Annotated in this window: 12 protein-coding genes; 1 reads left to right on the top strand and 11 read right to left on the bottom strand. The window is 67.7% G+C overall.

Translation table 11 applies throughout. The features are described from left to right. Window positions 1-57: 57 nt before the first annotated feature. The 11 genes from OHA77_RS11825 to OHA77_RS11875 all read right to left on the bottom strand — a co-directional run bounded on the left by OHA77_RS11825 (window position 58) and on the right by OHA77_RS11875 (window position 11,601). Window positions 58-300, bottom strand: coding sequence for an RNA-binding protein (locus OHA77_RS11825; RefSeq protein WP_012888562.1), 243 nt, complete (start codon window positions 298-300; stop codon window positions 58-60). A 1-nt stretch (window position 301) separates the two neighbouring features. Further along, complete coding sequence (gene rpsP / locus OHA77_RS11830; RefSeq protein ID WP_326820577.1) at window positions 302-763, bottom strand: 30S ribosomal protein S16; 462 nt, start codon at window positions 761-763, stop codon at window positions 302-304. 422 nt (window positions 764-1,185) lie between these two features. Further along, the gene (gene ffh / locus OHA77_RS11835; RefSeq protein ID WP_406318049.1) at window positions 1,186-2,730 is read right to left on the bottom strand and encodes a signal recognition particle protein; all 1,545 of its coding nucleotides are present in this window, start codon (window positions 2,728-2,730) and stop codon (window positions 1,186-1,188) included. A 118-nt stretch (window positions 2,731-2,848) separates the two neighbouring features. Continuing rightward, the gene (locus OHA77_RS11840; protein ID WP_326827014.1) at window positions 2,849-3,409 is read right to left on the bottom strand and encodes an ATP/GTP-binding protein; all 561 of its coding nucleotides are present in this window, start codon (window positions 3,407-3,409) and stop codon (window positions 2,849-2,851) included. A 13-nt stretch (window positions 3,410-3,422) separates the two neighbouring features. Beyond that, window positions 3,423-3,821: a DUF742 domain-containing protein gene (locus tag OHA77_RS11845; RefSeq protein WP_406318051.1), complete on the bottom strand. Its 399-nt coding sequence runs from the start codon at window positions 3,819-3,821 to the stop codon at window positions 3,423-3,425. 84 nt (window positions 3,822-3,905) lie between these two features. Next, window positions 3,906-4,319, bottom strand: a complete 414-nt coding sequence (locus OHA77_RS11850) for a roadblock/LC7 domain-containing protein (protein WP_197048434.1) — start codon at window positions 4,317-4,319, stop codon at window positions 3,906-3,908. A 43-nt stretch (window positions 4,320-4,362) separates the two neighbouring features. Beyond that, entirely contained in the window at window positions 4,363-7,521 is a 3,159-nt protein-coding gene (locus tag OHA77_RS11855; protein WP_406318053.1) for a nitrate- and nitrite sensing domain-containing protein, read from the bottom strand. A gap of 223 nt (window positions 7,522-7,744) precedes the next feature. After that, entirely contained in the window at window positions 7,745-9,013 is a 1,269-nt protein-coding gene (locus OHA77_RS11860) for a flavin-dependent oxidoreductase (RefSeq protein WP_406318055.1), read from the bottom strand. 25 nt (window positions 9,014-9,038) lie between these two features. Then, the gene (locus OHA77_RS11865; protein WP_326820572.1) at window positions 9,039-9,851 is read right to left on the bottom strand and encodes an ABC transporter permease; all 813 of its coding nucleotides are present in this window, start codon (window positions 9,849-9,851) and stop codon (window positions 9,039-9,041) included. Next, on the bottom strand, window positions 9,851-10,627 hold the full coding sequence (locus OHA77_RS11870) for an ABC transporter permease (protein WP_406318056.1): 777 nt from the start codon (window positions 10,625-10,627) through the stop codon (window positions 9,851-9,853). Before OHA77_RS11870 ends, OHA77_RS11865 begins: the two co-directional genes overlap by 1 nt. Continuing rightward, on the bottom strand, window positions 10,624-11,601 hold the full coding sequence (locus OHA77_RS11875) for an ABC transporter substrate-binding protein (protein WP_406318057.1): 978 nt from the start codon (window positions 11,599-11,601) through the stop codon (window positions 10,624-10,626). Before OHA77_RS11875 ends, OHA77_RS11870 begins: the two co-directional genes overlap by 4 nt. A 257-nt stretch (window positions 11,602-11,858) precedes the next feature. On the opposite strand from OHA77_RS11875, the gene OHA77_RS11880 reads away from it, so the two are divergent. Then, entirely contained in the window at window positions 11,859-12,635 is a 777-nt protein-coding gene (locus tag OHA77_RS11880) for an ABC transporter ATP-binding protein (protein ID WP_406318059.1), read from the top strand. The last annotated feature ends 466 nt before the right edge of the window (window positions 12,636-13,101 follow it).

Consider the following 13,101-nt stretch of genomic DNA (forward strand, 5'->3'; position numbering starts at 1 on the left):
CAAACGGGCCACCCACGCTGGGTGGGTGACCCGTTGACTCGATGGATCTCGTGTCGGCTAGCGGGCCTCGTTCAGGTCGAGCAGATCGACCCGAACGTATTTACCGTCGCCCAGGGCGTTCACGACGGTGCGCAACGCCTTGGCCGTACGGCCACCACGGCCGATGACCTTGCCGAGGTCCTCGGGGTGGACCCGGACCTCAAGCACACGTCCGCTGCGAATGCGGCGAGCGTGAACCTGGACCTCGTCGGGATGTTCGACGATGCCCTTCACCAGGTGCTCGAGGGCCTCCTCGAGCATCTCAGGCCTCGCCTTCCGGCTTCTCCTCCGCGACCGGCTCAGCCGGAGTCTCAGCGGCGGGCTCGTCGGCCTTCACAGCCTTCTTGGCCGGCTTCTTCGGCGTGGTGGCGGCGGCGTCCAGGGACAGCGCCTCCTTGGCCGCGGCCTCGTAGACGGCGTGCCGGTCGGCCTTGGGCTCGGCGACCTTGAGCGGAGCCGGAGCCGGCTCGCCCTTGAACTTCTGCCAGTCACCGGTGAGCTTGAGGAGCTTGAGCACGGGCTCGGTCGGCTGCGCGCCGACACCCAGCCAGTAAGCCGCCCGCTCGGAGTCGACCTCGATGCGCGAGGGGTTCTCCTTCGGGTGGTACAGGCCGATCTCCTCGATCGCCCGGCCGTCACGCTTGGTGCGGCTGTCGGCGATGACGATGCGGTACTGCGGGTTGCGGATCATACCGAGCCGCTTGAGCTTGATCTTGACTGCCACTGGTGTGGTCTCTCCTGCATTAGAGCGTGGGTGAGCGGCATCTCGTCGAGTGGGGCACGAAGAGAGAACCGTTCGTAGGGACAGGCGTGGCACGCGGGGGTGAGAGGGCACCCACGTGGTCACGATGTTCCAACATGTCATTGTGCCAGACGTACGGGAGTGCCCAGCCAAACCAGGCCCATCCTGAACGCCCGTCCGAGGGCAAATCTCGGTAATCCCCCCGGATCCGAGGGGCGAATGGCCCGTAAGCCGGAAGATGACAAACGGAGAACGGGGATGGCGGATCCCTCCGCCATCCCCGCCGCCCGTCGTCCCTACTTGGGCCGCACTCCCAGCAGTTCCAGCGCCGCCACGGCGATGAATCCCACCATGATGACCAGCCAGATCCACCGGGCCCGCCCGTGGAACCCGCTGTCGCCCATTTACTTCTGACCGGGGAGCTTGAACTTCGAGGGGTCGAAGCCGGGGGGCAGTTCGAGGCCGGGCGGAAGCTGGCCCGCGCCCAGTCTGCCGAGGGCGCCGCCGGCGGGGACGTCGGCCGGTTCCGAGGAACCCTTGCCGAGCGCGGCCTTGCGCGGGTCACCGCTGACCCGCCGCCCCTTGGCCGCCTTCTTCTGCGCGGCCTTGCCCGCCTTGCGTCCGCCGGGCATGCCGGGGATGCCCATCCCGCCGGCCATCTTCTTCATCATCTTCTGCGCGTCGAAGAACCGGGTGACCAGGCCGTTCACCTCGGTCACCGTCACGCCGGACCCCTTGGCGATGCGAGCCCGCCGGGAGCCGTCGATCATCTTGGGGTTCTGGCGCTCGCCCGGGGTCATCGAGCGGATGATGGCGGCGATGCGGTCCAGGTCGCGGTCGTCGACCTGGTTGATCTGGTCGCGCATCTGCCCCATGCCGGGCATCATGCCGAGCAGGTTCTTGATGGGGCCCATCTTCTGGACCATCATCATCTGCTCGAGGAAGTCCTCCAGCGTGAAGCCCTCACCCGAGGTGAGCTTGCCCGCCATCTTGACGGCCTCGGCCTCGTCAAAGGTCTTCTGGGCCTGCTCGATCAGGGTGAGGATGTCACCCATGTCGAGGATGCGGGAGGCCATCCGGTCCGGGTGGAAGGCGTCGAAGTCCTCCAGCTTCTCACCGGTGGACGCGAACATGATCGGCTTGCCGGTGATGTGGCGGACCGACAGGGCGGCGCCGCCGCGGGCGTCGCCGTCGAGCTTGGTGAGCACGACGCCGTCGAAGCCGACGCCCTCCATGAAGGCCTGAGCCGTGGAGACGGCGTCCTGGCCGATCATGGCGTCGACGACGAACAGGACCTCGTCGGGTGAGACCGCGTCGCGGATGTCCGCGGCCTGCTTCATCAGCTCCTGGTCGATGCCCAGACGGCCGGCCGTGTCGATGATGACGATGTCGTGCTGCTGCCGTCTGGCGTGGTCGATCGACTGCCGTGCGACGGCGATCGGATCGCCCACGCCGTTGCCGGGCTCGGGCGCGTAGACCGCGACACCCGCGCGCTCCGCCATGACCTGGAGCTGCTGGACCGCGTTCGGACGCTGAAGGTCGGCGGCGACCAGCATGGGCGTGTGGTTCTGCTCCCGCAGCCAGCGGGCGAGCTTGCCCGCCAGGGTGGTCTTACCGGCACCCTGGAGACCCGCGAGCATGATGACGGTCGGCGGGTTCTTCGCGTAGCGAAGCCGCCGGGTCTCGCCGCCGAGGATCTCGATCAGCTCGTCATTGACGATCTTGACGACCTGCTGCGCCGGATTCAGCGCCTGGGAGACCTCGACACCGCGGGCACGCTCCTTGACCTGGGCGACGAACGTCCTGACCACGGGTAGCGCGACGTCGGCCTCGAGCAGCGCGATGCGGATCTCGCGGCAGGTCGCGTCGATGTCGGCCTCGGACAGCCGACCCTTGGAACGGAGGGAGGAGAAGACCGATGTGAGCCGGTCGGAAAGCGTCTCGAACACGTGATTGGCCAGCCTCTGCGCTACAGGTCTGCGACTCGACCCCCCAGCCTATCCGTTGGGAGGCACGACTAACGCCCCGGTGGCCGGCGATCCTCTCCGGAGAAGGTCGCCGACACGGTCAGCGCCCCCATCCGGGAACGGCCATCCGCACGGTCAGTGCGTGCTCCACCAGGGTGATGAGCGTGGCCTTCACCGCGTCCCGTGATCGAGCGTCGGTCCGCGAGATCGGGATGTGCGGCGCCAGCGTCAGGGCCTCCCGTATCTCTTCCTCACCGTGCAGATAGGTCCCGTCCCAGCCGTTGACCGCGACCACGAAGGGGAGCTTGGCCTCTTCGAAGTAGTCGATCGCCGGGAAGCTGTCGGCCAGCCGCCGGGTGTCGACCAGCACGATCGCACCGATCGCGCCCTTCACGAGGTCGTCCCACATGAACCAGAACCGGTGCTGACCCGGCGTACCGAACAGGTACAGGATCAGGTCACGGTCCAGCGAAACCCGGCCGAAGTCCATCGCGACCGTGGTGGTGGTCTTGTTCGGGGTGAGGCCGAGGTCGTCGATGCCGGCGCTGGCGTCGGTCATCACCGCCTCCGTGGTGAGCGGCAGGATCTCCGAGACCGCCCCCACGAATGTGGTCTTACCCACGCCGAATCCACCGGCTACGACGATCTTCGTCGATGACAGGCCGCCGCCGCGGTTAGAGTCTGCGAAGTCCACTGAGCACCCTTTCCAGCAGGTTGAGATCCGGCTTGCCCGCGTCCAGCTGCGGCTGATGCAGCTGGACCAGGTTCTCGGCCGCCATGTCCGCGACCAGGATCCGGGTCACGCCGAGCGGGATGCGGAGCATCGCGGAGATCTCAGCGACCGAACGCACCTGCCGGCACAGGGCGCTGATCGCCTGATACTCCGGAGTGCGGTTGGACAGATCATGATGTATGGACGTCGCCGAGGAGACGAGTGCCTCCATGGCGAGCTGGGTCCGGGGGGCGGTCCGCCCCCCGGTCACGGCGTATGGCCGGACCAGAGAACTCTGTTCCGCCGGTGCCGGTTGCATGAGATGTGAAGGACCACCCTGTTGTTGGTAGGGGTCGTCCATCGATTGGTAAGGCGACCCGCCCAGCGGGTCACCTTCACCAGCCCAGCCGCGGCCTGCCACGGCATCCTCCTAGGGTCATCGTCCTCACCTGGGGTGGGAGGCCTGGAGTTCGGCGCGGACGGCGGGCGTCAGCACCTGACCGGCCCGCTCGACGAGCAGGGTCATCTGATAGGCCACCAGGCCCATGTCACAGTCGGCCGCCGCCAGGACGGCAAGGCAGGAGCCGTCACTGATCGACATGATGAGGAGCAGCCCTCGCTGCATCTCCACCACCGTCTGGGTGACGGCGCCGCCCTCGAAGACCCTGGAGGCGCCCTGGGTCAGGCTGATCAGGCCGGCTGCCACTGCCGCCAGCTGGTCCGCCCGGTCACGGGGGAATCCGTCGGAATACGCCAACGGCAGACCGTCCGCCGACACCACGACCGTGTGCGCAACTCCTGGGACATTGTTCACAAAGTCAGTGATCAGCCAATTGACCCCCCGGGCGGCCTGGCTCATTTCGCGCACGTGTCATCCTCCTTGGCGACCATGATGAGCTCGCTCACCGGTCCTCCTTGTTTCCTTCAACGCCCCGGCCGAAGTCGGGGTACGCCTGCTCGGCACCGGCTTCGCCCCTGGCCGCGGCACGGCCCTGCCGTACTCCCTTCTGGAAGCTCGCCAGCCTGTTGCGCACCGCCTCAGGGGAGACGGTGGGCCGGAGAACAGGGGTCTGGGGTGCCGCGCTCAGGTCGGGCGCGGCTGTACCGGGCACCAGATTCGCCTTGGGCACGCGCTTCGGCAGGCCGGAGCCGGTGATTCCGCCGAGTGTGGGTTCGCTCGCCGCCTTGGCCGCCTGCCAGCCGGCGTCGGCGGGTGAGGACCAGGCCTCGGGTGCCGGTGCGGGCTTGGGCGGGCTGGGGGCCTTGGCCGCGATCTTGGCCGTGGGTTCCTCGGCCACCGCCTGGTCGGGGACCGCGGGTTCGACCTTCCTGAACCAGTCGGACTCGACCGCGGCGAAAATCGGCAGAAACTCCTCTTTCGCCTCTTCCATCGGCGAGGAGTCACGGACCACGGGCAGCGGGCCGGTGTTGTCGGCCGCTTCGAAGGGGCTCCGCTGGAACGCCCCCGAATCCCCGCCGGACCGCCCTCGGGAGTCACGGTCACGGGACGGCTGATCCGACCACACTCCGGAATCGCCGCCGCGTGACGGCGGGCTGGACCACATGCCGGAGTCACCACCGCGCGACGGCTGATCCGACCACATGCCGGAGTCACCACCGCGCGACGGCGGACTCGCCCACCCTCCGGAGTCACCACCGCGCGACGGCGGGTTCGGCCACACTCCGGTGTCCGCCTGCGACGCGCTCGGCCAGCCGGGGTCGGCGCCCGGCGGCGGCGTGTGGCCGGGCCAGGGGGTGTCGACCGGGGCCTGGCCGAAGTGGCCGCCCTCTCCCGGGGCGGGCCGCATGGCCTCGAAGGAGTTGAACTGCCCCATGTCGAGGGAGGCGAGCGACGGGTGGGCCGCCTCGAAGGAGGCGAACGACGGATGGCCGGAATCGAGCGGGGTGGGACTGGCCAGCACGGACGACCGGTCCATCGAGGCCATGGAGGAGGCCCAGTCGCCCATGGGCATCGCGGCCGGACCGGCCGGTGTCGCGGGGGCGCCGGCCAGGGAGAGCAGGGAGTCGGGCAGCAGCACCATGGCGGTCAGACCGCCGCTGTCCTGCTGGCGGAGCTGCACGCGGATACCGTGCCGCAAGGCCAGCCGGCCGACCACGAACAGGCCCATGCGACGGGACACCGAGACGTCCACCACCGGCGGGTTGGCCAGCCGCCAGTTCGCCTGGGCGAGCTCCTCGGGAGTCATGCCGATGCCGATGTCGGTGATCGAGACCATCACGCCGCCGCCGTCGATCCGGTTGCTGGACACGATGACCTTGGTCTCCCTGGGGGAGAAGGAGATCGCGTTCTCCACGAGCTCGGCGATCAGGTGCACGACGTCGTTGACCGAGGTGCCGGCCACGGACACGCCGCCGGAGAGCCTCAGGTCGACCCGCTCGTAGTTCTCGACCTCCGAGAGCGAGGCGCGGACCACGTCGATCAGTGCGATCGGCTGGCTCCACCGGCGCGCGGGCTCCTGGCCGGCGAGGACCAGGAGGTTCTCGCTGTTGCGGCGCATGCGAGTGGCCAGGTGGTCGAGCCGGAACAGGCTGCCAAGACGGTTCTCGTCCTGTTCGCCCTGCTCCAGGCTCTCGATGAGGGAAAGCTGACGTTCGACCAGGGTCTGGCTGCGCCGGGAGAGGTTGACGAACATCGCGTTGACGTTGCTCCGCAGCGTGGCCTCCTGGCCCGCCAGCCGTACGGCTTCGCGGTGGACCTCGTCGAAGGCCCGTGCCACCTGCCCGATCTCGTCGTCGGAGTTGACCCCGATCGGAGAGATCTGCTCAAGCTCGGCCGGCTCCCCGGTCTCCCGCAGCTTCTGCACGGTCTCGGGAAGCTGGCGGCCGGCGATCGACAGGGCCTCGGTGCGCAGCGTGCGCAGCGGGCGGACCAGCGACTGGGCCATCAGGACGGTGATGCCGAGGACGAGGAGCAGCAGGGCGGTGACGACCGCACCGACGATCAGTGCGTTGCGCTGCTCGTCGTCCTGGAGCTCCTTGGTCCGGAAGACGATCGAGTCGCCGATGCTCTCCTGGACGTCGCGCATGCGCGAGATGACATCACTGGCGGAGTCGAACCATCTGTCGACCTGCGACGGAGGCAGCAGGGAGGGGGTGCCGGGCTTCAGCTTCAGCGTCGGGAAGACCAGGGCGCGGATGCGGAACAGTTCGGCCCGGTCCTTCTTCGGGCCGCTCACCGTGTCGTCGTAGGCCTGGCGCTGGGCGAGCGAGGCCTCGGTCCGGAAGGTGACGAGCTCGCTGTCGCGCTGCGCGCGGGTGGAGACGAAGGTGTCGAAGCTCTCCCCGCTGAACTGGCCGGAGGCGATGACGATCGCGAGGGCGGCGCGCTCGCGGGAGACCTGCTCCTTCGCGCGGGTCAGCGCGGCGAACGCGGAGACGCTGCCGGTGAGGGCTTCGTCGTTGGTGACGTCCTGGCCGATCTCGTCGTGGATCGCGTGCAGGTCCTGGATCGCCCGGGAGTACATGTCCAGGGTGGGCTGGGCCAGCAGCTGGGTGCTCGCGACGGTCTGCCGCACGCTCGCCAGTTCCGCCAGCCGGGTGCGCACCTGAGCGATCTTCTCTCGGACGCGCTGCCCGCCCGTGCTGTCCATACTGACCAGCTCCGCCGAGTCGATCGTCGCACGGACCTTGTCGGCGGCGGTGTTGACGACCGCCTGCTGCTTCTTCATCGCCATGCGCCTGCTGGGAGCGCGGCGCTCGGCGATGAAGCGCGTGGAGAGGTCGCGCTCCAGGGCAAGCTCATGCGTGAGGGTGCTCAGCTGAAGGGCGAACTCGGCGATCTTCCCGGTGCGCCCGTAGTCGGCGGCGCTGGAGACCGAGGAGACGATCCGGAGACCGCCGAGGACGACGCCGGCCAGGGTCGGGATGAGGACGAGGGCTATCAGCCTGGACCGTACGCGCCAGTTGCGCAGTGCGAGCTTGCGGCCACGCCGGCCATGGGAGCCGTGGTTTCCGGAGGCTCCGCCGGTGTCCTGATCACTGGACGCCGGGGTCTCGGCTGGACCGACGCCGGAGTCCTCGCGCGATGATGACGTCCTCATAGGTATCCGCTGCCTCTCATCGGGCGACCGGGTGCGGAGAAGACCACGTCACACACCTGAGCGGTATGGGACACCGACGCGTCCATGGGGTGAGGGTTATTGGAGCACAGCTCCACGAGTTCAGCCAATGCCTCTAAACCCCTCAAATCGGACTTTATATCCATATCTGCTTAATTCTCTCGCAAGCGGCTTCCGGTATCCATGTCACCTATTCGACGTCCCATCACCGATACGCCTTATATGCAACATTCCAGGAAGAACGGCTATTAAGTGCCTTAATGTCCATATCGGTGGTCCGCCGCTGGGCGGCGGCCATGTTCGCCAGTTCCTCCGGCGTGAGCACGTCGGCGATGTCGTCGAACCCGTCGGGGGCCCGCTCCGTGACCACCGCGATGGTCTCCTCCATGGGCAGCTCACGATGGGCGAGCACGAGTCCCGTGGTGGCGGTCCTGCGCTCCTGCTCGTACGCGGCCAGCCCGGCGGCCGGATCGGCCGCGCCGGCCAGTTCCCTGGCCAGGACACGGGCGTCCAGTACGGCCTGCGAGCCGCCGTTGGAGCCCACCGGATACAACGGATGCGCGGCGTCACCCAGCAGCGTCACCCGGCCGTCCCCCCAGCGCGGGAGCGGATCCTTGTCCACCATGGGGTACTCCAGGATCCGTTCCGAGCCGGAGATGACGGCGGGCACGTCCAGGTAGGGGAAGCGCCAGCCGTCGAAGTGCGGCAGCACGTCCTCCAGACGGCCGGGCCGGGACCAGTCGGCCACCGGGACGGGGCCCGGCTCGGCGACCGTCACCTCGGCCACCCAGTTGATCAGCGCCCGCCCGCGGGCCCGGAGCCGCGCCGAGATGGGATAGGCCACGAACTTGGCCGACAGGTTGGAACCGGCGACGATCAATGTGGTGCCGTCGAGGAAGGGCTCCCCCTCCGTCGTCCCGCGCCACATCCGGATCCCGTTCCAGAGCAGCGGCCCGTCGTCGGGGTGCAGCCGGGCACGGACGGTCGAGTGGATACCGTCCGCGCCCACGAGGACGTCGGCCGTCTCCTTCAGGTGCTCACCGGTCCGCACGTCGCGCAGCGACACCGTGACCCCGGTCCCGTCCTGCTCGAAGTCCTCCAGAGACAGTCCCGTCCTGACGGTGCCGAGACGCTCACGCGCCGTCTCCAGGAGCAGCATCTGCAGTTCGCCGCGGTGGATGGAGTACTGGGGCCAGTCGTACCCCGCGAACCTCCCGCGGGGGAGCGACAGGATCGCCCCGCCGAACCTGTCGGTGTAGGTCAGGTAGCTCGTCGGGACGCCGATCTCGGCGAGCGCCTCCCCCAGTCCGAGCTCGGTGAGCTCGCGGACGGCGTGGGGCTGCAGGTTGATGCCCACGCCGAGGGGGCGCGGCTCCACGACCGACTCCACGACCTCGCAGTCGATGCCCGCGGCATGGAGGCTGAGCGCGGTGGTGAGCCCTCCGATGCCGCCCCCGATGATCAGTACTCTCATGACTTCCTCGATGTCTGATGGAGGCTCATGACGTGCCCCGGGCGTTCAGATGCCACCTGAGAGCCCGCTTCTCCACCGTTACGAAGACGGCGTTGAACAGGTATCCCAGCAGGCCCAGAAGCACGATTCCCGCCCACATCTGGGGCAGGTCGAAGCTGCGCTGGGCGCCGATGAGCAGGGAGCCGATGCCCGCGGTGCTCCCGACGAGCTCGGACAGGACCATCAGAATCAGGGCGATGCCCAGGCTGATGCGGACCCCGGCCACGATCTTGGGAGACGCGGCGGGGATGACGATCAACAGCAGCCTGCGTATCCCCCGTACGCCGAAGACCTCGGCGCTCTCCAGATGGAGCCGGTCCACCGTGCGGACACCGTCGACGGTGTTGAGCAGTACCGGCCAGACGACTCCGGAGACGATGGTCGCCACCTGCATGGGCGTCCCGAGCTGGAACGCCGCGATGTAGAAGGAGAGAAGGGTGGGCGGCGGGATCGCCCGCCCGAAGTGGACCATCGGCTCCACGTAGTCGGCCAGCGTGCGCGACAGGCCCAGCGCGACGCCGACGGCGATCCCCGCCAGACAGGCGAGCACCCAGCCGCCGAAGAGGTTGTACAGGCTGTGCCCGAAGTCGTCCAGCGCCCGCTCGGTGAGGAACAGCCGTCCCGCCGGGCCGGAGAACCACAGTTCGTGCATCGCCGTGACGATCTCCGACGGCGGCGGGAAGTAGCTCTCCTGGATGATCCGGGCCGCCACCTCCCAGGCCGTGAACAGTGCGGCGGCCAGCCACAGTCGGGACACCACGGCGAGGACGCCGCGTGCCACCGGACCGGTCCAGCTCATCATCGCGTCCTCTCCGTGCGCGCGAAGTGCCAGCGGAACGCGCCGCGTTCCACCCGGACCAGCAGTGTGTTGACGATGAGTCCGAGTACTCCCGCCCAGACCGCGCCGGCCAGCGTCACGTCGGTGTTGCCTCCGGCGCTGCCCGCGTCGATGAGGAAGATGCCGAGCCCGCTCTGGCCGCCGCTGAGCAGTTCGGCGCCCACGACCACGACTAGCGCCACGCCCGCGGCGACGCGTACCCCGGTCGCGACGAACGGCGCGGCGCTCGGCAGGGAGACCCGCCAGAGCACGGCCAGGGGGCCGAACCCGAAGCTGCGCATCGCGTCCTTCGCCACCGGATCCACGTCTCGGAGGGCATAGAGGGTGTTGAACAGGATGGGCCAGATCGCCGCGTAGAAGATGAGGGACACCTTCATCTCCATCTCCGACCCGAACAGCAGGATCGCCAGCGGGATCAGCGCCACCGAGGGGATCGGGCGGAGGAACTCCACCACCATCCGGCTCGGCGCGCTGAGCCACGGGACCGATCCGAGCAGTACGCCGAGGACGACCGCCGCGACGGCGGCCAGCGCCAGCCCGGCCAGCCAGGCAAGGACCGTGTCCGTCACGCCGGCGAGGAACACGGGGTCCCCCGCCAGCGTGACGGATCGGAGCAGCACGGCGGAGATCGGCGGGACGATCTCCGGATCGACGATCCCCAGCCGGGCGATCGCCTCGGCCAGCGCCACCGCCGCGCAGACGCCGATCACCCCTCGGATGACACGGGTTCTGTTCATTTGCTGTCGACGATGAGGTCCTGGACGTTCAGCGCCGTGTCGAGGAGGCCGTACTCCTTCATGCTGTCGGCGACCCGCTGGATCCGAGTGGCGTTGAGCGTGGTGGGGAAGCCGCCGATGGCGAGGCTACCGGCCACGGCGGCCGGGATCGTCGTGTACTTCGGAATGGCCGCGACCACGAGCGCCCGGTCGGCCGCCAGCGCCTGGGCCTTGGACATCGCCCGCTGGAACGCCGCCACGGTGTTGGGGTTCGCCTTGGCGAACTCCGAGGTGGTCGCGTAGCCGGCGATCGGGAAGTCCGCGGTCGGGCCCTGCGAGGTGTCCCAGATGACGCGGGCGCCGATGTTCTGGCTGATGAAGGTGCCGAACGGCTCAACGACCTGGGCGGCGTCGACCGTGCCGGCCTTCAGCAGGCCCTCCATCTCCGGGAAGGGGGCCTCCACGAAGTTCTTGTCCTCGTCGAGCTCGACGTTGTGCGCCTTGGCGGCGACGCGGACCAGCATCGAGGAGACGTTGCGCTTGGTGTTGATCGCGACGGTCTTGCCCGCGAGGTCGGCCATGGTCTGGATCTTGCTGTCCTTGGGGACCAAGACCACATGAGTCTTGGGCGCGCTCTGGAAACCGTCAGAAACGATCTTCAGATCGATGGCCTTCTTCGCGGTGGCCGCGAAGAAGGAGACGTAGTTCCCGAAGCTGAAGTCCAGGCTGCCGCCCTTGAGCTTCGGGATGGCCTCCGCGCCACCCGCGAGCTTCACCATCGAGACTTCGAGCCCTTCGGCCTTGAACAGGCCCTTGTCCATGGCGATCTGCAGGGGGGCCGTGTCGACCACCGGCATCATGCCGATGTTGATCTTAACTTTCTCCAGACCGGAACCACCGGCGGAAGCCTTGGTGGTCTCGTCGGCGCCGCCACATCCGGCGACCGCCATAAGTGCCAACGCCAGGATCCCGACAATTGACGAGCGGAGTTTCATGGATCCTCCAGGACCGCACAGCAAGAGAAGACCGCACAGCATGAAGAAACGATCTTCGAGAAGGGAATGGTGAGGATCGTAGCGCACATACATGTCTATGAAATGACTTCTGACACTTCAGTATCAAATTTCCGGTTTAGGGCCATTGGCGGCAAATATCGACACAAGGGCACAAAGTGGACATACCGTGACTACGGCATTTGGACTCCGCTAGAGTCCCCGCACACGCCCCAGCTGATCGCATCCTAGGAATCACCTTGCTTGAGATCGCCAACCTCACCCACACCTACGGCAGTGGCGAGAACGCGCACCGGGCCATTGACGGACTCGAACTGAGCGTCGCCGAAGGTGAACTCCTCTGCATCGTCGGCCCTTCAGGCTGCGGAAAGTCGACCCTGCTGCGCTCCATCGCCGGCCTCATCAAGCCGACCGCCGGAGACATCAGCGTGGGCGGGATCCCGGTACGGCAGACGCCCGACAACCTGGCCGTCGTCTTCCAGGACTACAGCCGCTCGCTGTTCCCCTGGATGTCGGTGGGCGACAACGTCGCCCTGCCCCTGCGCCGGCGGAACATGGACCGCAAGCAGCGCAAGGCGGCCGCCCAGGACGCGTTGGAGCAGGTCGGCCTGCCCGCGGCCGCGGGCAAGTATCCGTTCGAGCTGTCCGGCGGCATGCAGCAGCGGGTGGCGATCGCCCGCGCGCTGGCCTACCGCCCCGCGCTGATGCTGATGGACGAGCCGTTCGGCTCCGTCGACGCCCAGACCCGGGAGGACTTGGAGGATCTCGTCCTGCAGGTCAGGGAGCACCACAAGATGACGATCGTCCTGATCACCCACGACATCGACGAGAGCGTCTACGTCGGGGACCGGGTCGTCGTGCTGTCCAAGGCACCCGCGAAGGTCGTCGGTGACCTGCGCGTGAACCTCCCAGGTCCCCGTAACCAGATCTCCACCAGGGAACACCCGGAGTTCGTCCGGCTCCGCGCCGAGGTCGGGCGCCTGGTCAGAGGGTTCCAGGCCGCCGTCACCTCATGACGACCTGAACGGCGATTCAAAAACTGCGACCGGATCATGAACCCCAGGTCGCAGCCCTCGCCATGCGCGATTCACGCATGCGCGCTTTTCCTGATGATCAATTCAAATTGTGGACCGGTTCGTGACGCGGCGGTCCCGGTGATCCTCGTCACTCCCGGCCCCGCCGTTTCATGACCGCCCGGCTCTCACCCGATCGCGCGTTCCGGCGGAATCCGCTCGGCACCGGCGGATAAAGCCCGTCCGGACTCCGGAAAAATAACGCCCTCCGCATCCGAATCGCACCCGAATCGTAATCAGAATTTTCGCATTTCTGATTTCTTGCGACATGAGGGAGTTCTGTCAAGGACCCCATTCGACATATGCGTTCCCAGCTGCATAATCGAATCTGACGATCTTTGTCCGCTAAACTGACACACCGTTGTTTCGTTATCTTGCCGACACCGATGATCCCGTACACACGCAGCGC

It is taken from the genome of Streptosporangium sp. NBC_01639 (genome assembly GCF_045209755.1).
Lineage (GTDB): Bacteria > Actinomycetota > Actinomycetes > Streptosporangiales > Streptosporangiaceae > Streptosporangium.